The organism is Nostoc sp., assembly GCF_036919895.1.
Classification (GTDB): Bacteria; Cyanobacteriota; Cyanobacteriia; order Cyanobacteriales; family Nostocaceae; genus Nostoc.
Genome location: NZ_JBALBW010000123.1, coordinates 103,873 through 130,178 on the forward strand (window position 1 = coordinate 103,873; position 26,306 = coordinate 130,178).

Annotated in this window: 21 protein-coding genes; 13 read left to right on the top strand and 8 right to left on the bottom strand. The window is 41.1% G+C overall.

Translation table 11 applies throughout. The features are described 5' to 3' along the window. Nucleotides 1–14: 14 nt before the first annotated feature. Nucleotides 15–896: an Npun_R2479 family HD domain-containing metalloprotein gene (locus V7K55_RS24390; protein ID WP_334835378.1), complete on the bottom strand. Its 882-nt coding sequence runs from the start codon at nucleotides 894–896 to the stop codon at nucleotides 15–17. Nucleotides 897–1,456: 560 nt separating this feature from the next. Here V7K55_RS24390 and V7K55_RS24395 point away from each other — a divergent pair. From V7K55_RS24395 to V7K55_RS24405, 3 genes are all read left to right on the top strand, one after another. After that, a complete protein-coding gene (locus tag V7K55_RS24395; protein ID WP_334835380.1) occupies nucleotides 1,457–2,914 on the top strand; it encodes an efflux RND transporter periplasmic adaptor subunit in 1,458 nt (485 codons plus the stop codon). Between the two features lie 89 nt (nucleotides 2,915–3,003). Further along, nucleotides 3,004–6,123, top strand: a complete 3,120-nt coding sequence (locus tag V7K55_RS24400) for an efflux RND transporter permease subunit (RefSeq protein ID WP_334835381.1) — start codon at nucleotides 3,004–3,006, stop codon at nucleotides 6,121–6,123. Between the two features lie 106 nt (nucleotides 6,124–6,229). After that, a complete protein-coding gene (locus V7K55_RS24405) occupies nucleotides 6,230–6,340 on the top strand; it encodes a helix-turn-helix domain-containing protein (protein ID WP_334835431.1) in 111 nt (36 codons plus the stop codon). A 219-nt stretch (nucleotides 6,341–6,559) separates the two neighbouring features. Here V7K55_RS24405 and V7K55_RS24410 read toward each other — a convergent pair whose 3' ends face one another. Then, a complete protein-coding gene (locus V7K55_RS24410; protein ID WP_334835383.1) occupies nucleotides 6,560–7,276 on the bottom strand; it encodes a biliverdin-producing heme oxygenase in 717 nt (238 codons plus the stop codon). Nucleotides 7,277–7,843: 567 nt separating this feature from the next. Between V7K55_RS24410 and glmM the strand changes: the two genes are divergently transcribed. The 8 genes from glmM (at nucleotide 7,844) to V7K55_RS24450 (ending at nucleotide 17,234) form a co-directional block, all read left to right on the top strand. Beyond that, nucleotides 7,844–9,316: a phosphoglucosamine mutase gene (glmM, locus tag V7K55_RS24415; RefSeq protein ID WP_334835385.1), complete on the top strand. Its 1,473-nt coding sequence runs from the start codon at nucleotides 7,844–7,846 to the stop codon at nucleotides 9,314–9,316. A 399-nt stretch (nucleotides 9,317–9,715) separates the two neighbouring features. Beyond that, on the top strand, nucleotides 9,716–10,483 hold the full coding sequence (locus tag V7K55_RS24420) for a glycosyltransferase family 2 protein (RefSeq protein ID WP_334835387.1): 768 nt from the start codon (nucleotides 9,716–9,718) through the stop codon (nucleotides 10,481–10,483). A 36-nt stretch (nucleotides 10,484–10,519) separates the two neighbouring features. Then, nucleotides 10,520–12,175, top strand: coding sequence for a hormogonium polysaccharide biosynthesis protein HpsL (gene hpsL, locus V7K55_RS24425; RefSeq protein ID WP_334835388.1), 1,656 nt, complete (start codon nucleotides 10,520–10,522; stop codon nucleotides 12,173–12,175). An 11-nt stretch (nucleotides 12,176–12,186) separates the two neighbouring features. Beyond that, nucleotides 12,187–13,344 carry a glycosyltransferase family 4 protein gene (locus V7K55_RS24430; RefSeq protein WP_334835391.1) on the top strand — a complete coding sequence of 386 codons (1,158 nt, stop codon included), beginning with the start codon at nucleotides 12,187–12,189 and terminating at the stop codon, nucleotides 13,342–13,344. A 127-nt stretch (nucleotides 13,345–13,471) separates the two neighbouring features. Then, complete coding sequence (gene hpsN, locus V7K55_RS24435; RefSeq protein ID WP_334835393.1) at nucleotides 13,472–14,452, top strand: hormogonium polysaccharide biosynthesis glycosyltransferase HpsN; 981 nt, start codon at nucleotides 13,472–13,474, stop codon at nucleotides 14,450–14,452. Nucleotides 14,453–14,507: 55 nt separating this feature from the next. Beyond that, the gene (gene hpsO / locus V7K55_RS24440) at nucleotides 14,508–15,683 is read left to right on the top strand and encodes a hormogonium polysaccharide biosynthesis glycosyltransferase HpsO (RefSeq protein WP_334835433.1); all 1,176 of its coding nucleotides are present in this window, start codon (nucleotides 14,508–14,510) and stop codon (nucleotides 15,681–15,683) included. Nucleotides 15,684–15,725: 42 nt separating this feature from the next. Continuing rightward, complete coding sequence (gene hpsP / locus V7K55_RS24445; RefSeq protein ID WP_334835395.1) at nucleotides 15,726–16,898, top strand: hormogonium polysaccharide biosynthesis glycosyltransferase HpsP; 1,173 nt, start codon at nucleotides 15,726–15,728, stop codon at nucleotides 16,896–16,898. A gap of 147 nt (nucleotides 16,899–17,045) precedes the next feature. After that, nucleotides 17,046–17,234 carry a hypothetical protein gene (locus V7K55_RS24450; RefSeq protein ID WP_094331456.1) on the top strand — a complete coding sequence of 63 codons (189 nt, stop codon included), beginning with the start codon at nucleotides 17,046–17,048 and terminating at the stop codon, nucleotides 17,232–17,234. A 38-nt stretch (nucleotides 17,235–17,272) separates the two neighbouring features. Here V7K55_RS24450 and V7K55_RS24455 read toward each other — a convergent pair whose 3' ends face one another. Then, nucleotides 17,273–17,404, bottom strand: coding sequence for a hypothetical protein (locus V7K55_RS24455; protein ID WP_334835397.1), 132 nt, complete (start codon nucleotides 17,402–17,404; stop codon nucleotides 17,273–17,275). 59 nt (nucleotides 17,405–17,463) lie between these two features. Here V7K55_RS24455 and V7K55_RS24460 point away from each other — a divergent pair, with 59 nt between their 5' ends. Further along, nucleotides 17,464–18,609 (top strand): SpoIID/LytB domain-containing protein, encoded by a 1,146-nt coding sequence (locus V7K55_RS24460; RefSeq protein ID WP_334835400.1) that lies wholly within the window; start codon nucleotides 17,464–17,466, stop codon nucleotides 18,607–18,609. Nucleotides 18,610–18,616: 7 nt separating this feature from the next. Here V7K55_RS24460 and V7K55_RS24465 read toward each other — a convergent pair whose 3' ends face one another. After that, nucleotides 18,617–19,654, bottom strand: coding sequence for a serine hydrolase (locus V7K55_RS24465; protein WP_334835402.1), 1,038 nt, complete (start codon nucleotides 19,652–19,654; stop codon nucleotides 18,617–18,619). 549 nt (nucleotides 19,655–20,203) lie between these two features. On the opposite strand from V7K55_RS24465, the gene V7K55_RS24470 reads away from it, so the two are divergent. Further along, the gene (locus V7K55_RS24470; RefSeq protein ID WP_334835404.1) at nucleotides 20,204–21,112 is read left to right on the top strand and encodes a polysaccharide deacetylase family protein; all 909 of its coding nucleotides are present in this window, start codon (nucleotides 20,204–20,206) and stop codon (nucleotides 21,110–21,112) included. 276 nt (nucleotides 21,113–21,388) lie between these two features. Here V7K55_RS24470 and V7K55_RS24475 read toward each other — a convergent pair whose 3' ends face one another. The 4 genes from V7K55_RS24475 to V7K55_RS24490 all read right to left on the bottom strand — a co-directional run bounded on the left by V7K55_RS24475 (nucleotide 21,389) and on the right by V7K55_RS24490 (nucleotide 25,531). Further along, a complete protein-coding gene (locus tag V7K55_RS24475) occupies nucleotides 21,389–22,678 on the bottom strand; it encodes a Glu/Leu/Phe/Val family dehydrogenase (protein WP_334835406.1) in 1,290 nt (429 codons plus the stop codon). Nucleotides 22,679–22,802: 124 nt separating this feature from the next. After that, nucleotides 22,803–23,951 (bottom strand): beta-ketoacyl-ACP synthase, encoded by a 1,149-nt coding sequence (locus V7K55_RS24480; RefSeq protein ID WP_334835408.1) that lies wholly within the window; start codon nucleotides 23,949–23,951, stop codon nucleotides 22,803–22,805. 8 nt (nucleotides 23,952–23,959) lie between these two features. Then, a complete protein-coding gene (locus V7K55_RS24485; RefSeq protein WP_334835410.1) occupies nucleotides 23,960–24,751 on the bottom strand; it encodes a peptidylprolyl isomerase in 792 nt (263 codons plus the stop codon). A gap of 210 nt (nucleotides 24,752–24,961) precedes the next feature. Continuing rightward, on the bottom strand, nucleotides 24,962–25,531 hold the full coding sequence (locus V7K55_RS24490; protein WP_334835412.1) for a photosystem I assembly protein Ycf4: 570 nt from the start codon (nucleotides 25,529–25,531) through the stop codon (nucleotides 24,962–24,964). Between the last annotated feature and the right edge of the window lie 775 nt (nucleotides 25,532–26,306).

Below are 26,306 nucleotides of genomic sequence, written 5' to 3' on the forward strand. Positions count from 1 at the left end.
TCGTGTCTCTACTCCTAACTTGCAACTCCTAACTTTTCTAAATAACGCTGCTGTTCTTGCTGTTGTTTTTCGTGTTCTACAACAAACACGTTTGAGTAGAGATTAGCCAGAATTTGTTTGCCCTGTTGTGTCAATGACAGGTAATGCAGTCCCTCTTGGATATAGGGATAGACACCATTCCAGTAAAATTTAGCGTAGTTATTCCGTAAATCGGCAGGGGTGTTATAACCCAAAACTTTATTTACACCAGTTTCTTCAAACTCGTAAAATAATGAAGTAATTTTCTTCAGATAACGCGGGTCACTTAGTTGACCAATTAAATCAGCCGCCCGGACTAACCCAGCAAAGCACTTTGTATCTTGATGATCTTCTGCCGCAGGAACGGGAAAGCGAGTTAATTCAATATTGCTCTTAATTGCCTCAGCATCTATTAACTTGTGACCTCCAAAACGTTCATCAATAAAAAGCTTGGCTCTATCAACATGATACGGCGTGAGACTGGCATCAGAAGCGCCAGGAGCGACAGAAACCATTTTGCCATTTTTACCTGTGGAATATAAGCCTACTGCTTCTTGATCTTGTCGGCAAACTCCCTTAACGTAGCCAATATCATGGCTGACCAAGGAAATGATACAATGCAACCAGTCTTCACTAGAAACACCGCCCTCTCTGATGTGTTTGCCACGTAAGATTTCTTGCCCCACAAGGGTAACAAGAACGGTATGTTCAACGTTGTGATAAAGGGCATCACTATTGGCAATATTTTCCAAAGCCATGTTACCAGCCCAGGCGATAATGTCTTGATAATCATTTTTGAAACAGCCATAAGTGCGACGGTAGCCTTCTCGTATTTCATCTACAAAGGCATCAATTAAAATTTCAGTGGCATTGAACATATCTGGTTACTCTGGTAAATACCAATTATTTATTGATTTGATTGATTTCAAAATTCCATCATCAGGGCCACCCTGGCTGGAATTATGGAGTTTGCTCTTTTGTAACTCACGTGTAGCTGTGAACGCTAGCTTTATCTATGCTTGGATACATGGCTTTCTAACAACACTAAGGCTTTAGAGAAATTATGGGTTGCGTAGACAGAGCAAATTTTTAGTGTATAAGAATACATTGCTTTTTCAATTTGTAATTAAATAAATTTAGATTAGTTTTATTAGTCTTTCATATTAAGCATCGGTTGGCGGTGATCTAAACGCATATAGTGTGTGACCTGGAGTAGCTAGATGAGATGGGATAATTTTTATATCCTAATATCTACATAAAATTCTTAAACATATATATTTGGTAATTTCTCTTAGAAAAAAAGTTCTATAATATACTGTTGCATAGCAAGGACATCAGCTATGAAATGGGTCATAGTTGATGGGAAGTAAATAAAGTTCAAGTTTTCTTAAGAAAATACCAAGATTGGTATGCATAGACAGAAAGTGGAGGTGGGACTGTGAGCGATGAAAGTATTTCAGAAGTTGAGGTGAAAAAACCCGTAATCTCTGAAGATGCTAGCTTTTTAAGCAAATCAGATCAAAAACCAACCAGGGCATGGTTGAAGCCATTATTCTTGGGTGCTGGTTTAGGAATTGCGATCGCCTTTGGTGGGATGGGTGTATTAAGTCGTCTTCCATCCCGTCAACAAAGCCCGGTAGCAGATAAAAAAGTTAACCCATCGATGACAGTCACCATCGCCACAGTAGAAACCGCCCGTGTTGTCCGCACCCTTAAAACTACTGGAACTGTAGCCGCGAGTGATTTAATTCCGGTTTTACCACAGACAAACGGTTTACAAATCAAAAGTATCCCGGTAGATGTCAAAGAAGGGGCTTTTGTCAAAAAAGGGCAAGTATTGGCGGTGTTAGATGGTTCCATACTGCAAAATCAAATTAGCCAAGCAAAGGCAGATGTGGAATCAAAACAAGCCGATGTGGAATCGAAACAAGCAGATTTGGCATCCAAGCAAGCAGATTTGGCATCAAATAAAGCCATAGTCCAGCAAAAACAAGCAGATTTAGCCCAAGCTAAGGCAAAGCTAGAAGAAGCAGCCAAGAATTATCAGCGCTATCAACAACTCGCTGACTCTGGAACGATTAGTAACCAAGAACTCGATACTCGTTCCTACGCCGTAAAAACTGCCATACAAGTTGTGAATCTATCCCAAGAAAATCTGCGTAGTGCCCAGGCGAATATTGGTAGCGCCCAGGCGAATATCGTTAACGCCAAAGCTATCATCAACAAAGCCAAAGCCGATGTCAAAAGCAGTGCTGCTAAGGTGCAACAACTCCAAACTCAGTTGGGACAAACTGTGGTACGTGCGCCGGTTGCAGGAGTAATCGCGGAGAAACTTGCTAGAGTCGGTGATGTGACTGGTGTACCGCCGCAAACCCAGATGGGAACTGTGATTGGTGGCACACAAAAGCTATTTTCGATTATCCGAGATGAAAAGTTAGAACTTCAGGCGAAGGTTCCCGAAATTCAATTAAATCAGGTGAAAATTGGCGCATCCGTGCAAATTACTTCAGATGTCGATCGGCGCGTGCGATCGCAGGGACGAGTCAGAGACATCCAACCACAGGTGAACGATCAAAGGCGTGAGGCTACAGTCAAAATTGACTTACCGCCAACAACTTTACTTAAACCAGGGATGTTTGCTAATGCTGCAATTACTACTAACTCTGGGATGACGATGGTAGTGCCGCAAAAAGCAGTCCAGTCTCAAGCAGACTCAAGTGTAATTGTATTCACCTTATCAAGTGGAGATATAGTCCGCACCCAGAAAGTAGAGTTAGGAGATCCTGCAAATGATGACAAAGTAGAAATCAAGAGTGGCTTGCAATTAGGCGATCGCATCGTAGTTGATGGTGCAGGCTATCTCAAAGATGGCGATAAGGTTCGAGTCGCAAAGTAAAAGGGAATGGGGAGATTTGGGAGAAATAACTGATGACAAATGACTAATGACAAATGACTAATAACAAATGACAAATCTAAAATTTCCTCATGTCCTTTAATATTTCAGCTTGGTCGATCAAAAAACCTGTTCCCACGATAGTTTTATTTTTAATTTTGACAGTGGTGGGCTGGTTCTCCTTCATCAGCTTGGGGATTGATATTAACCCAAATATAGATATACCAACAGTTTCGATCAAAGTCACCCAACCGGGCGCGGGGCCGGCAGAACTCGAATCCCAAGTGACGAAAAAAATTGAAGATGCTGTGGCGGGGTTGGGTAATATCGATTTTATGGTTTCCACTGTTAGCGATGGAAATTCTAAGACGACAATCAATTTTATTTTGGGTACAGATAGCGATCGCGCCACCAATGATGTCCGCAATGCGATCGCTCAAATTCGTCAAGATTTACCCCAAGATATCAACGATCCAGTTGTGGAACGTCTGGATTTTGCCGGCGGCCCGGTGATTACTTACGCAGTTAAATCAGATCGGCGTTCTGTAGAAGAATTAAGCAATCTTGTCGATCAAACCATTAGCCGCGCCTTATTAGGAGTCCGTGGTGTGGCGCAAATTCAGCGGATCGGTGGAGTTGACCGAGAAATTCGGATTAATCTGAATCCAAACCGCTTACAATCTCTGGGTATCACCGCTACCCAGGTAAACGACCAAATCCGCACTTTGAATATTAACTTACCTGGTGGACGGGCTGAAGTTGGCGGTAGCGAACAAAGTATCCGCACATTAGGAAGTGCCACCAGTGTAGATATTTTGAAAACTTACGAAATCCTCTTACCACAAGGTGGTTCTGTACCCTTATCCAGTTTGGGAACGATAGAAGATAAATTTGGCGACGTGCGCCAAGCTGCCACCTTAAATAATCAACCTGTGGTGGCTTTCCAGGTGTTGCGTAGTACTGGCAGCGTTCTGGTGACAGTGGAACAAGGAGTGAAAGCCGCAGTTAAAGAACTGGAAAAAACACTTCCCGCAGATGTCAAGCTGGATTTAATTTTTACTAGGGCTGATATTGTCCGCCAATCTTACCAAAGCACCATTGATGAATTAATTCAAGCTTCGGTGCTGGCTGTCATCGTTATTTTAGTGTTTTTGCGGGACTGGCGAGCAACATTAATTACGGCTGTTGCCTTACCTTTGTCAATAATTCCCACTTTTGCGGTGCAGCAAGCCCTTGGTTACACCCTTAACAACATGACTTTGTTGGCATTAGCGTTGGCGGTGGGCAATTTGGTAGATGATGCCGTTGTGGAAATTGAAAACATGGAACGCCATATCGCTATGGGCAAGTCAGCTTGGGATGCTGCTTTTGAATCTGCCGACGAAGTAGGATTAGCAGTAATCGCAAGTTCAGCAACGATTATTGCCGTATTTATGCCCGTTGCTTTTATGGGTGGAATTCCGGGGCAGTTTTTCCAACCATTTGGTGTTACTGTTGCCGTTTCCACAATTTTTTCAACTCTTGTAGCGCGGATGGTTACGCCGATGATGGGGGCGTATCTTTTAAAGGAAGAGAGGAGAGGGGTAGGGGGAGTAATCAAAATTTTTAATTTTAAATTTACACTTCCAGGTGGTGGCAATGGAAGTAGAAAACTTGGAGATGAAAAGCATCAAGGCTTTCAACCTTATAGATCGCTCCTCCAGTGGGCGTTACGCCATAGATTGACAACAATGGCGATCGCTTTAGCTTTCTTTATTGCCAGTCTGACGTTGGTTCCCTTGATTCCCAAAGGTTTTGTTGATGATGGCGACTTCGGTATTTCTAACGTATCTATAGAACTACCTCCTGGTTCCACTTTGGCAGATGTTAACAAGGTAGTCACACAAGCCACTGACATCATCCGAAAAGACCCAGTAGTTGAACGCGTACTAGCGACAGAAGAGATCAATTCTGCAACCCTTTCCATTAATCTCAAACCCAGAGAAGAACGAAATATTTCCCAAAAACAGTTTGAGGATCGAGTCCGCCCTGACTTTGAGCAAATACCAGGAGCTAGAATTAGTTTTCAAAGTCAGTCACCAGGGGACAGTCGGAAAGGTTTATCAATTGTTCTCAGAAGTGAAAATCCCCAAGCATTGACTCAAGCTGCTGATGCCTTAGAAAAGCAGATGCGATCGCTACCCGGATTAGTAGAAGTGTCTTCGACTGCGAGTTTAGTTAAACCAGAGATTTTAGTAATTCCTAACCCGCAACGGGCAGCAGATTTGGGAGTGACAGTACAAGCGATCGCTCGGACAGCTTCCCTTGCCACCATCGGCGATAATGAGGCCAACTTGGCAAAATTTAATTTAAGCGATCGCCAAATCCCCATTCGCATCCAAATCGACCCGAAAGCCAGGGCTGATATCAACACAATCACAAATCTGCAAGTCCCCAGTCAAAATGGTAGATTGATTCCCCTGATAGCAGTTGCAGATATCCGCTTTGGTAGCGGCCCTGCTACCATCAACCGCTACGATCGCGCCCGTCAAGTTGCCGTAGAAGCCAACTTGCAAGGGATTTCTTTGGGAGAGGCTGTAGAAACAATCAACAAACTACCTGTGATGCAAAACTTACCACCAGGGGTAGTACAGCAACCTTCTGGTAGCGCCAAAATTATGCAAGAAATTTTCGGGCGCTTTGGTGGCGCGTTGGGGCTGGCATTAATGTGTATCTATGCAATTCTGGTGCTGCTGTATAACAACTTTCTGCATCCATTATCGATTATGGCTGCCTTGCCCTTTTGTTTAGGTGGCGCACTGGTAACGTTGATGGTTGCTCAAAAACCCTTGGGACTTTATGCCCTAATTGGTATCATCTTGCTGTTGGGAATTGTCACCAAAAACTCGATTCTGCTAGTTGACTACACAATCATAAATATGCAGCAAGGCAAAACCCAGCGTCAGGCACTCATAGAATCGGGCGTGTCACGTCTGCGTCCAATTATGATGACTTCTCTAGCAACGATCGCCGGGACTCTGCCCCTAGCGTTAGGAATTGGTGCGGGTTCTGAAGTTCGTCAACCAATGGGAATTGCTATTATGGGCGGTTTCACAACTTCCACTCTGCTAACACTGGTGGTAGTACCAGTCATATTTAGCTACATTGACAACTTCCAGAATTGGATTATGGATAGATTCCGCTATGGCTTTGGTAAGAAATCATCGCGTTAATATTCGATGTAGATGAGTTTGTGCGGGATTATCAACTAGCCGCCACCCTTACCGAAGTTTTGATTGGACTGCGACAACTGCCAGAACAAGTAGATGATACCTTAAAATCTTAAAAGCAGTAGATCATTGTGGTAGCTTCTCAAAAGCAGCACAAAAACTAGGTTGTAGCCAATCATTAATTAGTAAATTTGAATTTCGGATTGAAAGAAAAATTTAAAATCCCAAAATTAAAATCCAATGACTCCTAATTCCTTTAATCATAATTGAGGGGCAATCTCCCCATGCTTGCTTTCACATATCAAAAGCAGTCACAAGGCGATCGCCCCTAAATATTTTGAGCTTTAATCGCTCTTTCCCCAGAAACACCTATGAATTATCCTTCATCAGGCTATCTGGGCTTAGATTCCACACACCATACTCCGCAATCTCAACACAGTTACTCAGCAGTGACGAGTTCAGTACTGCCGCGTGTCCGTCGCCGTGTGAGGCTATTGTACAACATTACACCGATCGCCTTGATCAAATTGCCTTCCAATTCTTGGAATAGCTTCATGTTCGTGCCAAAAGCGGCGTTTGCTTCATCAACGATGCGATCGCTTGTCGCTTCGTCAAGGGGTAATTCATCCAAATTTTGGCGATATTTCGCTTTGAATGCCTTCTCATCAGGAATTTCTGGAAACTCATAAAAAGCCGTTCCTTGCCCATCAGACAAATTCATCGCCGTTACAGCAATGTTTTTGAGAATTTGTCCCCCAGATAAGTCACCCAAGTAACGAGTATATGAATGAGCTATTAACAGTTCTGGTTCTGTTGCAGATATTTCCCGAATGCGCTGTACATAAGCTTCACCTGCGGGAGATAGTTTGATTTGCTCTTTCCAGTTAGCACCAAAGTAATAACCCAGGTCTTGCTCTAAGGTATACTTGCGGTTTAGCTGGGAAAAGTTTATTTTAGAAAGAATTGGGTGCTGGCTATGCTTTTCCATTTCTTCTTCCATCGCTGAGTAGACGAAGTAGAAGTTAGCAACTAGTTTCCGGTAAGAGTTTTTCTCGACTACTCCTCTTAAAAAGCACTTGACAAAGCCTACATTTTCTGCCATTGTGTGGGCTTTTTTAGTGCCTACACGTAATTTGGTTGCTAAATTGCTGCTCATGCTAAATTTCTCAACTTTAAAAAGGTAACTGCCGGAGTTTTAATTTCCGAACGGCTAAAAAAGCCATTAAAACGTTACCTTAAAACTATTTGATGAGAATTTATATTAAAATTTTTTAAGCCGCGATTATTTTGTAGTTTTTTACACCGCAGCAAGACTATGAGAATATAACTTTACATTTCGGTATTTTGATTTTTTTGTTGTTATTAGGTAACTTCCGCTTTCATCTCAGCTTTCCTGAAAAACACTAGTGATAAAACGAAGTAGTATTTATTACAACTTGTTTTTTATTAATAGCATTGCAAAGTGTGAACTAATACAGATAATCAAAACTCAAGTGGATGGCATAAAACGAATAATTAGCTAAAATGTGGAGACTTTGCTAATAATGTAAAAACTAATACTGACTTCATGGAATATTTACAATTCTAAAGGCAGTAATTCAGTATAACTACGTAAAGATAGCTTGACTAGAATGAATTTCTAAAGAGAAAAAGCATGTCAAAATTGCTGAATCAAAGTCTTAAGTGCTATTTTTCAGTGTGATTGTGTGGAGTGTTTAAATATATGGTTTCATCTATAACTCGGACACCGGGCATTCCTGGGGGTTCTGCTTCTGAACCTGAAGGATTAGGCAAAGGGATGGAGAGCAGTTTTGGGCTAAATTTAATCCCACTACCAGCAAATCCCTTATTTGGTACAGATGGGATTCGCGGACGAGTCGGAGAATTATTAAGTGCGCCTTTAGCATTACAAGTTGGTTTTTGGACGGGGATTGTTTTACGTAACCATGCGACTCAAATAGGGCCAGTCATTCTCGGACAGGACTCTAGAAACTCCAGCGATATGCTAGCAATGGCTTTGAGTGCAGGGTTAACAGCAGCAGGCTTAGAGGTTTGGTATTTGGGATTATGCCCCACTCCTTGCGTTGCCTATCTCACCAGCATCAGTGATGCCATCGGCGGAGTGATGATTTCTGCTAGTCACAATCCCCCAGAGGACAATGGAATTAAGGTTTTTGGCGCAAATGGTGGAAAGTTGCCGCAAATATTGCAGGCAGAAATAGAAGCGGGACTGCGTGGGAAAATATCACCGATCGCTAGAGTCAATAATTGCGGACGGCATTACTCGCGTTTTGAGTTAGTGGGGCATTATAGTGAGGCGTTGAAAAAACCCTTGAACGGTGAGCTAAATCTTCAGGGAATGAAGATTGTTTTGGATTTGGCGTGGGGTGCAGCAGTCGGGTTAGCACCATCAGTATTTATGGAAATGGGGGCAGAGGTGATCTGCTTGCATAACGAAGCAGATGGCGATCGCATTAATGTTAACTGTGGTTCCACCCACCTAGATATTCTGGCCGCCACAGTCCAAGAACACAACGCCGACATCGGCTTTGCCTTCGATGGCGATGCCGATCGCGTTTTAGCAGTAGACAACACTGGCAGACAAGTTAACGGCGATTACATTCTTTACCTGTGGGGACGGCATTTACAACAAAACCAACAACTGCCAGATAACCTGATTGTATCTACAGTCATGGCCAACTTAGGCTTTGAAAAAGCTTGGCAACAAATTGGTGGTAAATTGATTCGTACCGCAGTCGGCGATCAATACGTGCAAGCCGAAATGCAGCGAACTGGGGCGATGTTAGGTGGCGAACAATCTGGTCATATTCTTTGCCGTCATTATGCTGTTACTGGAGATGGCTTGCTAACAGCCTTGCATATAGCGGCTTTGGTGAAAGAAGCGGGTGTTTCTCTTGGTGAATTAGTAGATCAAAGCTTTCAGACATATCCGCAACTATTGCGGAATGTGCGAGTTGTAGATCGCGATCGCCGTTTAGGATGGCAAGATTGCGAACCGGTGCAACAAGCGATCGCTCTTGCTGAAGCAGCAATGGGTAATTCCGGCAGAATCTTGGTTCGCGCCTCTGGTACAGAACCAGTAATTAGAGTCATGGTAGAAGCCGCCAATGCCGAACTTACCAACTACTGGACAAATGAATTAGTTTCAAAAGTCCAGCAACATCTGATGGACTAAATTAGCTATTATCTCAGCTCTTAACAAGCGCCAATTTTTCGTCACAGTTTCTCCAAATTAACCAAGGCTGGTTAATTTGGAGAAGCTGTGACATTTGTATTTTTATTATTACCGCAGAGGGAGAGTAAAAAGAAATACTTTCAATAAAAACGGATTTTACTATATTATGTCCGGCTAATTACTTATCCACAAAATTTACCACATCAGCATAATTATTCTTGGCATCAGTCTGAGCGTGTTATTATTTACTTCGAGATTCTTAGCTATAAAACTCATATTTTATTTTTGAAAAAGTTCAGTATAATCCAAAAATACTTCTTGCCAGTTGCCTATTGATTGTTAAGCAAAGTAATTCCAGAAATCAAAGCTGATTCCTATATTTATTTCAAGGATAGTATCATGCTTGTTTTTGTTATCCCACTTAAAAGTGCAAAAGTTTCCAATTCCTGGGAACGTGTTACACAAATATTTGAAAGATGCGTTAAATCAGTTTGCAATCAAACCTCAGCTAACTTTCACGTTATTGTTGTTTGTCACGAAAAGCCAAAAATAGAATTCACCAATTCTCATATCACATACATTACAGTTGATTTTTCTCCTCCCTACGAGACTGACCCTGTAGCTAAAGGAGATACAGATAAAGGGCGTAAAATCATGAAAGGACTGATTTATGCTAGACAATTTTCTCCGACTCACACTATGGCAATTGATGCTGATGATTGTGTTAGCAGAAACTTAGCCAAATTTATTCAACAACATCCTGAATCTGATGGATGGGTTATCAATAAAGGTTATAAATATCAGGAAGGGAGTGAACACATATATATTAAAAGAAGAAACTTTTATAAAATGTGCGGTAGTTGTAATATTCTTCGCTATGATTTGAACTATTTACCCGAAAGCGCTGAATATAATCGAGGCTACGGATACTATAGATATTATATAGATCACGGCAAAGTTAGAGATGTTTTAAGGAACAAAGGAAAAGCTATTAAATCATTACCATTCGCCGGAGCAGTTTATATCCTGGATACAGGAGAAAACCTTTTTGATAATTCAAAAAGATTGAGATTTAGCATTTTTAATCGCAAATTATTAAATCAATCAGTTCAGGACGAATTTGGATTGTACAACTTACAGCCATCCCAAAAGATTTGTCAAGTATAATGTATTACCCCGATGCTGATAGGCTACAGCGCTACTATGCCGAAAATAAAGTCAAAATCCAAGACATCTAAAAAGTCGAAAAAAAAGGGTTCCAAGGAAACTTCTACCCTAAGCCTCAAAGAACAGTTAGCCCAAAAACGCAAAGCAGCCCTAGCACGTAAAGAACTCATTAGTTTACTCACCACCGCCACTTCTTGCGGTGTCTTCGTTGGGATTGTACTTTTTTTCGTAGGTGGAATTAAAGCAGCACTTCCTGCTGTGTTGGGGATAATCATCATGTCCCTTTCCTACAAATACCCGCGCCAAGCGCTATATGCCTTCATCATTTACGTACCTGTTGGGGGTACTATCACTTACTACTTGGGCAGTAGTCCCATACTCCAATTAGCTAAAGATGCCTTTTATGTTCCAGCGCTAATTGGACTTTGGCAAACTTGTCGAAAGCAGGGATTACCCCTAATTATTCCCCAAGGCATTAAAATCCCACTTTATATTGTCTTGGGTTGCAGCATACTAACACTAATATTTGTCAATGGTGGACAGCAGTTTAACCCGCCTAGCGTGGGACTATTGGAAAAAGCAGAGAAAGAAATACCTTTGGGTATGGGAATTCTGGGACTGAAGGTATTTTTAGGCTATGTCCCCTTGCTTGGTTGTGCTTACTATCTAATTCGGGATAAGCGGGATTTTCTCTTTTTATCGCGCCTCCAGATTGTCCTCATACTGGTTTGTTGTGTGCTGGGATTTATTCAATACCTGTTATTACTAACTGGTATATGTAAAGGCACTAGAGGTCTTGAAGGAAATGCCCTATTTGTCACATCACTAGAAGCCCGGTGTTATTTCGGTGGAGCGCTCTTATATAGTCCCGAAGAAGGAGTGATTCGTCTACCAGGAACATTTGTAGCCCCTTGGCAATGGGCGTGGTTCCTAATTTCCAGCACCTTTTTTACCTTTGCTACTGGCTTCGCCGACCCTTCCCCATTATGGCGGGTGTTAGGTTTAGGTTCTTTGGTGGCAGTCTTTATCAATGCTGTAATTTCTGGACAAAGAATCGCCTTAGCCTTAGTACCCATCTGCTTCGGGATATTGCTATTGCTAACTGGTCAAATTGGCAACCTTAAACGGTTTATTCCCATAGGAATAGGACTTGCCTTGATTTTGGGAATAGCAATGGTGACTAACCCTGCTGTCGTCCAAGAGAGAACTGAGAGTTTTACCAGTCGCTGGGACGCTTCACCACCTCAAGACTTTATCGTCCAGCAATTTGAAGAGAATTGGAAAAACGTAGATGGGCCTTTGGGAAGTGGCTTAGGTAGAGCAACTAACTCTGCTCGCGCAATGGGTAAAACTAAACTGGTGGAAACCTACTACCCTAAAGTTCTTTTTGAAGTTGGAATTGTTGGAGTACTAGCTTTTCTGAGTTTGGTAACAACTTTAACAATTATTGGCTTTAAAACCTATCGTTCCATAAAGAACCGTAATTTCCGCAGTTACGGAGCGGCTTTGTGGGTGTTTATATTGTTTATTAGCTACAACACCTACTACTATCCTCTGGATGTCGATCCTGTTGCTGTCTATTATTGGTTTTTTGCGGGAGTTCTTTTTAAATTGCCAGAACTGGAGAAACAAGATAAAGAAGATGCCAATCCTGACCAAAAAAACCAGAAAAAACGTCTCAAAACAATTTAAATGAAAGAAAAATGGCAAAAGTTGTCATAGGAGGTCAAAAACACCTCAGCATTCCTAACCTACCTCGAAATTCTCAGCATACACTCATCCGCCCCAAGCCTTTCCCCGCAGGTAGATATCCGATAGACAAAATTTGGTATCCTTTAGGCAGCTTTATGGCTTGGCAACCTGTATGGGAGAGATACCAAGCTATTCATTCTTTCAACAGAATTTTATATACAAATAAACCTTGGTTTCTCACCTTTGAGGATCATCGTGTTTTATTTAGAAATCCTCACAATCAAGGTGAAGCGGCAATTTATGAAATATTAAATAATCGATTAGCACTAGATAATTGTCAAAAAATTATCGCTATCTCTGATTATGCTAAGTTGAGATTAATTAAGCGGATAGTAGGTTGGAAAATAGAAGAAAAAGTAAGTAAAAAATTGCAGGTTATTCATCCCAACTTCCCAGTCAGAGTTAGCAAATCGAAATTTTATCAGGAACAGCAAAATCTCCAGCTTATATTTATCGGAAACCATATTGCCCGTAAAGGTGGAATTGTTGCTTTAAGACTCGCTAAGAAAGCTGAAAAATTAGGTTTACCGATTACTGTACATATAGTTTCAGAACTAGGACATGGTTCAGGAGTTCCGACTGATTTTCCCGATCGCAGTAAATATGTAGAGGATTTAAAGTTACTGAAGTTAAATAACGTTGTCTTTCATAGAAATATTCCTAATGACAAAGTTATTGAGTTATTATCGCAAAGTCATTTTCAATTAATGGCGACATTACATGATACTTATGGCTATAGTATCATTGAAGGCTTTTCTGTTGCGACTCCGGCAATTACGACAAATGTATGCGCTTTACCAGAGTTAGTTCGTCATGGCGAAAATGGCTATGTTTTAGAGTTACCAATTAATGAAATTAGGCACTGGAGTAATTGGCTACATGGGGATAAAACTAAAAGCGATGAATATTGGGAAATTGTCAATAGTACTTATGACTATTTAGCAGAACAAGCATTGCAACAAATCATTCAATTTCTTGATAGAAGTGATAAACGAGAACATTATGAATTTTTAAGTGCAGGAGCCTTAGCTCAAGCACAAATTGTACATAATTCCGAAAAGCAAAATGAGTTATTTGATAATCTCTATGCAACTGCTGCGGGAGTATAAAGAATTAAAAGCAATCTTAACCAGTTTTTGCTGAATGTAAATTAAAGCAATAGTAGCTTAGTAAAGTTAATGAAAATTAATTTTTATAAGGTTATTATCAAAATAGAAAAATCCCTTAATAAAAATCATGGATAATTATCCTTTAATTACTGTCGTTATCCCGACTTATGGTCGAGAAGAAGCGCTACGGGATAGCATTGTAGATGTCCTGAAACAAGACTATGCAAATTTTGAAGTTTTAGTGGTAGACCAAACCCCAACACACCAACCAGAAATTCAAGCCTATCTACAAGAGATGGCGGAGGCTGGTAAAATTAAATGGTTGCGTTTAGATTGGGCGAGTTTGCCAGGGGCGCGAAATTATGCTATCCGCCGGGCTTCTGGTGAAATAATATTATTTATTGATGATGATGTTCAGCTAACCCCAAAATTGTTAGCAGCCCATGCAAAAAATTATTTGCAAAATCCCGAAGTGGGGGCTGTCGCCGGACGGGTATTTGACAGAATGAAATTAGGTGATTCTGGAGGAGATTTACAGATTGAATATCTGCCTCCCCAAGCTATGGATCCAGGAATTGCTTGGTATCATATTGATTTAGTACATACTACCAAACCCCAGCAAGTGCTGACAGCAAGGGGTTGTAACATGTCATTTCGCAGTGAAATCTTTACTAAGTATGGGCTGAGGTTTGATGAGAGGTTTCGCGGTAGTGCAGTGCGCGAAGAGTCAGATTTTTGTTTGCGGGTGCGAAAGACGGGATATAAGATTTGGTACGACCCAGAAGCCCATTTGGTGCATTTAGGCGAAGAAACAGGGGGTTGTCATGATATTAGTATGCGATCGCTAAAATATCAACTCACCTTCTACCACAACCATTTCCTACTAGGGCTAAAAAACCTGACTGTGACTCAAGCTTTGCGTTTATACGGTCGTTTATTTGACTGTCACGTTCTGGGACGACCACCTTGCCATAAAAGTGGTTCCCCCATCAAAATTGCCACTCGCGCTATTTTCTACACTTTGGGATTTTTTAAAGCCTTGGGTAGTGTCATCCAATCACTATGGAACGATGGTCAAATTTACAGTCGATTGGATGAGCAAGTTTAGTTAAGAATTAGGAGTTAAGAGTTAGGAATTAGTGAAAGACAAATGAAAAATGACAATGAAAATCTTAGTTGCTAGTCACACTTATATCGTAGACCTCAACTGTGAGAAATTACGCGCTTTATCTCAACTAGAACCAGGAGTTGAAGTGACAGTTGTAGTCCCAAAGCGCTGGAAACCAGGCGGCGTACAAAACAGAATTATTGAAACTGAATACCGTGATGAAGGTACATTTAGAATAGTACCCGTTTCTAACTTTAGTCAAAATCATCAGGGACTTCTTACTTTTGGCGCTGATTTGATATCTTTATTAAAACAATTTCGTCCCCAAATCATTCAAGTGGAACAAGGATCTAGGGGACTAGCTTATACTCAGATGATTGCCTTAAATCAGCTATTAGGACTCAAGGCAAAAAACGTATTTTTTACCTGGTGGAATTTACCATATAATTTGAAATTACCAATTGCTTTATTAGAAAAATATAACCTCAACCACAGCCACGGCATTATTTCTGGCAATCAAGACGGTGCAGAAGTTTTGCGACAACGAGGATATAAAGGGGCAATTAAAGTTATGCCACAACTGGGTGTAGATGAAAGTTTATTTACTCCCAAAGCTCAACCAGAGTTAGCAGCTAAGTTTGGTATTGATAAAGAAGATTTTGTAGTAGGTTTTGTTGGTAGATTTGTGCAAGAGAAGGGTTTATTAACGCTTTTACAAGCCTTAATTACATTGAGAAATAAACCTTGGAAATTACTGCTATTAGGACGGGGAGAGTTACAAACGGAATTAGTCAAAATTGCGGTAGAGAACAATATTAAAGAACGGCTAATTTTGATAGAAAGTGTCCCCCATGATGAGGTTGCAAACTATATCAATTTAATGAGTACTTTAGTACTGCCTTCAGAAACAACTTATAAGTTTAAAACTTTAACTTCTGCTGGTTGGAAAGAACAATTTGGTCATGTGCTAATTGAAGCGATGGCTTGCCAAGTACCTGTGATTGGTTCTGATTCAGGTGAAATTCCTTATGTAATTGGCGATGCTGGTTTAGTATTTCCTGAAGGTGATGCTCAAGCCCTTGCTAATTGCTTAGTTCAATTAATGGATAAACCAGATTTTGCTCACACTCTGGGCGAAATGGGTTATCAGAAAGCAATGGTTAAATATACAAATAAAGCTTTGGCTAAACAGCAATTAGAGTTTTATCAAGATTTAGTCATTAGTCATTAATAAATAACAAAGGACAAAAGACAAAGAAGAAATGACAAAAAAATGAAAATATTACAAATTGTCCCCTCAATTTCTCTGATTTATGGCGGCCCTAGTCAAATGGTACTAGGATTAGCTCCAGCGCTGGTAAAAGAGGGAGTGGAAGTTACAATTCTCACAACTGATAGTAATGGCGATAATGGTCAAACACCTCTAGATATCCCTTTAAATCGCCCAATTAAACAAGATGGCTATGAAATAATTTACTTTCGTTGTGCGCCGTTTCGTCGCTACAAATTTTCTCTAGATTTATTAAACTGGCTAAAACGTCACGCTCATGAGTTTGACATAGCACATATTCATGCTCTATTTTCTCCCATAAGTAGCGCTGCTGCTATTGTGTGTCGTCAGCAAAAGCTACCTTATATTTTCCGTCCTTTGGGTACTCTCGATCCGGCTGATTTACGCAAGAAAAAGCAATTAAAACAGCTTTATGTTGCAATTATAGAACGTCAAAATTTAGCTGGTGCAGCAGCAATTCATTTTACCAGCGACCAAGAAGCGAAAATATCAGAGCGATTTGGAGTATCTACGCCAGATTTGGTGATTCCCTTGGGTGTGATTCCCCGTCAAACTTCTATTAAAAATGTATGCAGTCAGTTAGAAATACCAAAGGATGTGCCTTTAATACTGTTTATGTCACGAATTGACCCAAAAAAGGGGTTGAATTTGTTAATTCCAGCACTAGAGAAGCTGTTGGCGGTTGGTTATAAGTTTCATTTTGTCTTAGCTGGGACAAATCCTCAAGATCCAGATTACGAACAAAAGATAATATCTCAAATTCAAAATTCACCACTGCGATCGCACACTACAATCACTGGCTTTGTCACTGGTGAACTCAAAGTTAGTTTACTACAAGCTGCTGATTTATTTGTCTTGCCTTCCTACTACGAAAATTTTGGGATTGCTGTAGCTGAAGCAATGGTTGCAGGTGTACCCGTATTAATATCTGACCAAGTGCATATTTGTCAACAAATACGTGATAGCGAGTCAGGTTGGGTAGGTGCAACAGATGTCCAAGCACTGGTAGAGTTACTGCAAGAAGCTTTGCAAAATCCCGCAGAACGCCAACGACGAGGATTAAACGCCCAAAAATATGCCTTGGAGAATTTTAGCTGGGATGCGATCGCAAGGCAAACAATCCAAGCCTACCAAAAAATTCTGGCAAACAAATGAATTTAACCCAATGCAGACAACAGCAGTTTTTGCAAAATAGGATATTGGCTCAACCTTTATTTGAAACTTGTGTGAAGGTATAAGAGAGTGAAGAGTTAAATTCTCTTCTACTAATTAGTTCTGAGTTCTTACAAGCCCATTGTAAATATGCCTTCAATTAACTACAACCGCACCGATAGCCAACAGCCACAAAGCATAACTGTTAAAGGTTATGTTGTCCGTCCCGGATTACACATTCTCAGCTACGAGCAAATCAGGTTACTGCGAGAGGAAACACAGCATCATTCTCAGCTTGAACATTTGGTAAATCAAGGTGTCATTAAGTTGACTGGTTAATAGTTGCCAACAGAAAAATCCTAACTCGCTACATCTAATTACATAGTTACTGGCTGTTTTGGCTCCCTCATAGCAATAGCATCCAGTTTCTCAATGAAACTGTCAATTACCTCAGCTAATTGAGAAAGGGCGCTTGAGTAGCGATCGCGCACAGCTGACACTATACGCAAAGCACGGTATTAGCGATAACATTGTATGGGAATTGAACGCTATCAATAAAATGCTAGATATGAAATGCCAATTCTTACTAAATGCTTTGTTCGCACAGATGAAAGTAGGTCATTGGTGGATAAGTGCCTTATTATGGATGGCTTTAGCTACGCCAACCAAAGCATCTGTAATCTTGCGAATCGCAATTGAGAGGGGAGTTAATCAGGTAACAGTTGGCAGTTCTACAACTGCATTGGTTAAAGATAGTACTGGTAAGACTCTCGGAAAATTACCAGCAATGAGTTCATTTTATGCCCAAGCAGTTCCAGGGGGTGTGGCCTTAGATAAGTGGCAGTCTGGTTTATTTTGGATTGAACCCACAGGTAAGGGATTCGTTTACATTGGCGAACACTGGTATCGAGGCAGAACTCTCGTTGTCCCTACAGACAAAGGACTAACGGCTGTTAACTGGGTTGATGACGAAGAATATCTCTATAGTGTTGTTGGTGGCGAAATGGATACTGAGTGGCCTGCTGAAGCTTTGAAAGCGCAAGCAGTTGCTGCCCGAACTTTTGCTCTATATGAGCGAGAAAAACGGCGTAATAATCCTGTTTACGATTTAGGTGATAGTCCAGATCATTGGCAGAATTATAAAGGAGTAATCAATGAAACTCCTAGTACTTATGCCGCCGTCGATGCGACTGATAAACAAGTACTAACTTATAAAGACAGTATTATTCTTTCAGTTTTTCATGATTGTTCTGGAGGACATACTGAAAATGTCGAGGATGTTTGGGGAAGCCACGAACCTTACCTGCGGGCTGTTGAAGATTACGATCAAAATGTTAGCGAGTGCAAATGGGTGAAAACTTTCTCCCCTAGAGAAATTAGCGCCAGAATTTCTGGTGTAGGTAATGTTAAAGATATGATTGCACAAACCTACTCACCTTTTGGTAGTGTTAAAGTCTTAAAAATTGTTGGTGATAAAGGAACCAAATTACTGCAAGGTGAAGAAGTACGTACAGCCCTCAAGATTAAAAGTACCCACTTTATCCTTAGCAAAGCCGCAGATGGTAGTTTTGTACTTCAAGGACTTGGCTACGGTCATGCTTTAGGCATGAGTCAATGGGGCGCATACAATTTAGCTAAAAGAGGAGTAAACTACCTGCAAATTTTAGGGCATTATTATCAAGGTGTAGCTTTAAGCACAATCAACCCAAAGTAACATTAAACTAATACTCCTGAGATAATTTTGGTCGATCTAGATACTGATAAACTATCCGCGAAACTTGACGGACAAACTCCCTTCCTCGCTCATCGTCATGGGGTCTAATCACAAAAATCCCTGCCAAGTAATGCTTACCATTTGGCAAACTAATAATTCCTGCATCCCCAACCAAAAACCCAATATCTCCAGTTTTATGAGCAATACTTCCACCCTTACCCACACCAGCCGCTAGCAACTTATTATTATGACAATGACGCAAGACATCTAAAACTTGGAACTGACTACTTTCTGAAATCAACTTATGTTGGTCAACCAAGGCTGACAACCTGACTAAATCTGCTGGGCTAGTGGTATTAGTACCTTTAAAGTCTCCTAACATATTGCGGATTACTGTGTTTTTTAGCCCCCAAGTATGGAAACGCTGATTGAGTTTTGCTTTTCCGCCTAGACGATCGATAATCATGTTACTAGCAGTATTATCACTGATCGTAATCATTTTTTTAACAGTTTCCATTACACTCAGCTTGATTCCTGCTCGTTTATACTGCAAGTCACCGGAACCACTCGCTACTAAGTCACGCCGCATCACTAACTTTTCATCAAGTTTGATATTCCCAGCATCTACTTGTTCAAATAAAGCAATTAAAATCGGATATTTAATAGTACTAGCTGCCGGAAATACTTTTTCGCCATTAATATTCAAATAGTTTCCTGTTTCTATATCCAAGAAAAACATTCCCGGCTTGAGAAAACTGTAATGAGCCATTAATGCTTTCACTTGAGACTTTAACTCTGGTATTTCTTTACCTAATGGGATAATTCCACCAAATAAAGAAGGATTATTTACATTCGTGAATATATCTGGTTGATTGAGTTTAGGAATCAAACTTGGAAAGTTAGCTAATAAAAACTTAAAATCTCTTGTTGACTCTAAATGACTACGATTAGAATCCAATTTTTGAGATTTTATGCTAGCTGCTAAAGTTGGTGATGTTAGTAATAAAGTGCTAATAATAGTTAGTAAAGATCCGCGTAATTTCATAGAGTTATTTTCAGTAGGAATTTATTTTCTTCTTCGACAGCTTTTTTGGAATGATTTATGCAGAGCAATTATAATGTGCTAACAGCATAGTTATATTTGTTTACAACGTCAATACAGCACTTCCTTTATTCGGAACTCAAATATAGTTACTACATTCTTTATTTGGGAGTTTAGTAATTGACAGTTAATCTGGATTGAGGATTAAAAGATTATTACATACTTAATAGAGGGAAATATTACAAAACTATGACGAACGTGTGTTTTATTTACATGATTGCATTGAAGCCTATCTAAACCTGTTCTATAAAGTACAAGCTTTCTGAATAGTAACAAGATAACCTGACACTAATAGGAGACTGAGCAAAACAGGGTTTTTAAACGGAGTCCTCAAAAAAATAAATTTTAACCAACTAAATCAGGCGGTAAGCAATCGCACTCTTGGCAATATATGAATACATAGCTATACTTTCTCTGAAGGTAAGCGGATACAAAGTCTAACTTCCGATCGGTATGGTGACTGATTATTTTGACTATTTAAGGGAGCTTCACGTGATCAATAATAAGCCGAGTCTTTCGACTCCAGTAAAATTAGTTGGGTTGCTTATCTTATGTGGTAGTTTTAGTCTGACTTTAATCATCTTGAACAAAATAAATCTTTTTCAAGTTCAATCAAAACAGACTCTAAATGTAAATAATATAGCGGCAAACGTAGGAACTCAACAGCGAGTTCAAGAATTCAAGACAACGATCCTGAAAACTTGGCAGGAGGAAGCACAAGTAAAAGGTTTTTCTGACTCTATTCCATCAAGTTTTCAAGGTGCAATAATTGAGGCAGCAAAACTCTCTCCGCCTCAGAAAGTAATTGCTCTCACCTTTGATGATGGCCCTTGGCCTGAAAGTACAGCAGAAGTGTTAGATATCCTGAAAAAAAACAAGATCAAAGGGACGTTTTTTGTGATTGGGCAGAATGTCAAAAATTATCCCAATTTACTCAAGCAGGAGATTGCTGAAGGTCATGTCATTGGCAACCATACTTGGCATCATTGGTATCAATTTTTGAACCCACAAGCTGCCGCTTATGAAATTGACCACACTTCCGATCTGATTTTTCAAACTACAGGCTTAAAGACAAATTTATTTCGACCACCTGGAGGAGTGATGCATAATGGCGTGGTTGATTACGCTAGAAATAGCAAATATGCGATTATTTTGTGGTCATCTGACTCTGTAGACTATTCCCGTCCTCCCGTACCCAAATTAATCGGTAATGTATTCAGAGAGGCAAAACCTGGCGGAATTGTGTTGATGCATGATGGTGGTGGTAATCGTTCTAAGACTGTAGAAGCTTTACCAGAAATTATTGCTAACTTTCGCAATCAGGGCTATCGATTTGTTACCATTCCTGAACTATTACAAATTCAAGATAAAAGCCAAAAGTTGATCGTTAAACAAAAGTAACCCCGATCTGTTTCCGAAAGTGTATAATTGCTTCTCATATTAATACTGGTTAAAGCAAAACTAGAGTTTTAATCACGTAGTTAGCGTCGTCTTGTTCATATAAAAAGTTTATCAGTTATGACACCTTGCTATTTTATTTCTTGTATAGTTTGTCAATACGTAAGTTATAAGAAGTGATGTTGCAGCGATCGCCATAGCCATATAATCATAGGGGCATAATATTAATATTGCACCCCTACGCATCTGGTCTATTGAATTGAAAAATGTTCCTAAATCTTAGGGATAAAGACCTCTGTCAGTCAACGCCTGGGCAACTCTACCCACTCCTAAAGTGTAAGCTGCTAACCGCAGAGAAATTTGCCGCGCCTCTGACTGGTGAATTACCTTGCGGTAGGCTTGCACCATCAAATGTTCCATTTCGCGGTTGACGCGCTCCTCATCCCAAAATACGTAGGAAAGTCCCTGCACCCACTCTAAATAACTGACTACCACACCGCCAGCATTCGCCAATATATCCGGTAGAACTATCACACCCCGCGCCTCTAATGCCAAGTTAGCTTCAAGAGTAACCGGCCCGTTAGCTGCTTCTGCGACAATTTGCGCTTGCACCTGATTCACATTTTCTTGTGTGATCTGGTTTTCTAAAGCGGCTGGTATTAACACATCGCAAGGTAAAGTTAATAAATCTGCATTGCTAATTGGTACAGATTGGGGGAAACCTATAATACTCCTACCATTTTCAGCAGCATAGATTTTCAACGCGGGAATATCAAGACCAACTTCGGAAAATATTCCCCCAGCGCCAGTTGAAACAGCGATAATTTTCGCGCCGGCTTGATGTAGTAATTCAGCTGCGGCACCACCGACATTACCAAAACCCTGAATAGCTACTCGCACTCCTACCAAGGATTTACCTTGGTCTGCCAGCGCCTCACGCACAATAATCATCGTACCACGCCCAGTTGCCATTTCGCGTCCCAGCGAACCACCAATGGAAAGCGGTTTCCCAGTCACAACCCCTGGTACAGCATGACCGACATTTACAGAGTAAGTGTCCATCATCCAAGCCATTTCACGGGCTGAAGTACCCATGTCTGGTGCAGGGATATCTACGGAAGGCCCAATATCTTTAATTAACTCGCTGATGTAACGGCGACTGATTCGCTCTAATTCGCCAACACTGTAGTGTTTTGGATCTATAGCAATACCACCCTTCCCACCACCGTAAGGAATACCTAACAAGGCACATTTCCAAGTCATCAGCATTGCTAGAGCCGATACTTCGCGCAATGTCACAGCTGGGTGGTAACGAATTCCGCCCTTGTAGGGGCCTAAAACATCGGAGTGCTGTACCCGGTGTCCAGCCAGAACCTGTATTTCCCCGTCATCTAGTTTCACAGGAATGGAAACTGTGACAACTTTACGCGGATGGCTGAGGATTTCCAGCAAACCTTGATTTAAATTTAATTCTTTAGCTGCCGCTTCTAAGTAGCTACAGGCTTGGTCAAATGGGCATATATGCGCTGGAGAAGCTGGTTCTAGCGGCCGTAGTGATTTTGAAATCATAAAACTTTCTCCTAATCACGGTATCTTTACGAACCGGATATCATTCTGTAACTAGCTTATCCTTTTTTTTGAAAAATAGGAATTTTGTAGTTTTTGTTACAGTTTTATATTTTATGTTCTGCTATCAGGATTTAGCTACCGCGATCGCTGTATTCTGCCCACCGAAGCCAAAACTCAAACATAATACTTGGTGAATTTTACTGAGGCGTGCTGCTGTAACGATATCTAAATCAAATTCTGGCTGCTGCAATCCTACACAAGGCGGTAATATTTGATGCTTTAATGCCATGAGAGAAAAAGCTACACCTAAAGCTCCCGATGCTCCTAGTGTATGGCCTGTGCTTCCTTTAGTAGAACTAACTGCCACGCCTTGGGGAAATAAACGCTCGATTACCATGCTCTCCATCTGGTCATTTAACTGGGTAGCTGTGCCATGAGCATGAATATAATCAATATCATTTGGTGTCAAACAACTACGTTCTAGACATTGTTTGATAGCTGCGATCGCACTTTTCCCTTCAGGTTCTGGTGAATTACTATGATATGCATCGTTAGTTAAGCCGAAACCGAGAATTTCACCATACACTTTTGCTTGACGCTGTTTTGCCAACTCTGCGGATTCCAAGACAAACACAGCTGCGCCTTCGCCCAAAACTAAGCCTTCTCGGTGCAAATCAAAGGGATAAGCCCCAGTTTTCGCTAAAGCACCCATCTGCTGAAACCCAGCTAAAGTTAAGGGTGTAATTGGTGCTTCCACTGCACCTGCGATCGCTCGTTGACATTGCCCAGTTTGGATAAGTAAAGCTGCTTGGGCGATAGACCAAATTCCAGTCGCACAAGCTGCCATCGGTGCTAAAACTATACCTGATGCACCGATTTGCCTTGCAGCTGCGATCGCATTGATATGAGGTAATATATCTAGCCAATTTCCCAAATCAGAAGCGGGCAAATTTTCCGCATCTTCATACATTAGCCGCGCCAGCCTCTCCCAAGATGCTTGATAAGAGCGACTAGATCCAATAACTACAGCACAATCAGCTAAAGGTGGGACTAACCCAGCATCTTGCAAAGCAGAAGCAACAACCATCTGAGTTAACATTGTCAACTCAGATGGTTGTTGAGCAATCAAACCTAGAGGAAGTGGTTTTAGTTCTGGAAATGGTTGATGTAACCTAATTCCAGATTTACCTGCTAACAGATTTTGCCAACTATCTTCTAAGCTTCCACCCAAGGCGGAAATCAAACCAATACCAGTAACACAAACCTTAACCAATTTGGAAATTAGGGGTTAGGAGTTGGTGTTTTCAGGTTTTCAGCCCCTTGGGTGACTTTCGCGGATTCAATGCGATCGCCTTGCTGAATTTTGTTCACGACATCAAAGCCTTGAGTGACATTGCCAAACACGGCGTAGTTACCATCCAAGATGGCTAGATCCGCCAAAGGAAAGTAAAACTGAGCAGAAGCGGAGTCTGGTGCTTGCGATCGCGCCATTGCTACTGCACCCTGTTTATGGGGCAATACAACGGGTTGAGCAGTTGCATCAAATGGTTTATTGTAAATTGGAGTATCCGAACCTTTCGGTTTAATTTCTAAAGGTATATAGCGAGCATTTCCCGTTTTTGGATCAATATAGCTACCGGTTCCCAGTTGATCGACTGGAACTTTCGGGTCTTTGCTTTTGGGATCGCCCCCTTGAACTACAAACGGTTGGGGTTCGCGGACAACTCGATGGAAAGCTAAACCATCGTAAACACCCTTCTGCACTAAATCTACGAAGTTGCCAGCTGTGATGGGGGCATCAGTGCCGTCTACTTCGATAGTAATGGGCGAACCTTTAACTGTTATTACCACAGTAGCCTTGCCTTCAAGACGTGGTAAACCAGCGATTCCAGGAACACTCTCACTACTAGTTTGAGATACGGATGTTGCTTCAGTAGTCGTCTGGGTAGTCGAGGTAGCTGTCGAGGTTGGAGAAGACGTATTAGAAGCTACCTGCTGTGTTGAACATCCTCCGAGCATCACAGCACTGATAAGCACAAAAGAAAGGAAAAATTGTGAAATTTTTAACCGCATTGCCAGTTACTGATTTAACCAGAGTATCTTATCGTTTTCAGGGGGGTTGGGGACTGGGGGTTGGGGATTAGGGACTGGGGATTCGGGATTGGGGATTCGGGATTAGGGAAGATGGCCAAGAGTTCTATTGATTATTACCCAATTACCCAGTCCCCAATCCCCAATCCCCAGTCCCCAGTCCCCAGTCCCCAGTCCCCAGTCCCCAATCTTTTACAATCCTTCTAATGACACTCCCAAAAAGCGGGCTAACTTTGCACCTTCTGTTTCCAACTCTGTTAAAGATAACGGTTGTCCAACCCGTGTTAAAGGGATATCTCGCCGCCCTTTAATGCGTAGATAGAGGGCGCGTAGAGGATTAAGACCTTCTTTTACAGCTATTCGCACAGATTGCACATCTTCTATGCGGCTATCTATCTCAATTCGGCGGTTTTTGCCAGGAAAACCCCAACGGAAGATTTTGATTGTGCCAGTTTCCCGATCGAATTCGTTGTAACCGCCACCTACATCCAATAAAATCACTAGCCATAAATATGTGGCTAATAGCAAGCCAGCAGAGCCATATAACCCCATTACCAATCCTTGGGGGACAAATACTAGTTGAGTTGGATCGGAAACTATGAGTAAATTAACTTTTAAATAGCTGGATATCCCAGCCAATAAAAAGCCGCTTGCTCCCAAGGTAACGATAGTTGCCCACCAGTAGTTACTGAACCGACGAGAACCGAGAACATTTTGATGCAGGAGGCGATCGCCTTTGTTAATCGTTGTTGATGTCGTCATTGAACTACCATTGCCTGTGAGATACTCGCTGTGACATACTCGCACACTGAATCCTGCTAGACAGAACTTGACTAAATTGAAGGCTAGTCATTCAACTAAAGAACACTTTAGAGTGTCTGCCGCTTGCTTATTTTACCAAACATTGTTGACAAAAATTCAGCTGCCCTCCTCCCTCCTACTGCTACCCATATAATTTGCTTGTTAGGGCAAGTTTATAATTTTTTACACATTGTCCGATCAAAATTCTCTCTCTCCAGCCCCCTGACTGTTTTTGACCTCTTGGGAATGAGTTACCTACTTACGTCCATCTAGACTAAATTTTCTTACATTTCTGAGAAAACTTGTGTCAAATTGTAAAATTTCTGATATTCATATTATTTATAAGGTTCGTGTTTCATGCCTAATTTACTTCTGTGTATCAGGCAAAAACCCTGAGTAGTGTGATAAGTTAAGAATCATTAAGTTACCACAAGCTAGATTACTAGCCGATGGTACGTGTAATGGCATAAAGAAAGGGAAATGCTGATTTCACAGGTCAGCAAATTCTCAGAATCTCAATCGCTTTTAAGCTTTTGAGATTGTCAAAAAAACGTTGATTCCTCATGGCAGTCGGTTACATTGGCTCTCCGTACTGCCTTAGAAACGTTGCAATTTTAGTAAAAAAAGAGGATTTTAGTCCGATGACCATCGCAGTTGGACGTGCGCCCAGTAGAGGGTGGTTTGACGTTCTAGACGACTGGCTCAAGCGCGATCGCTTCGTATTCGTAGGTTGGTC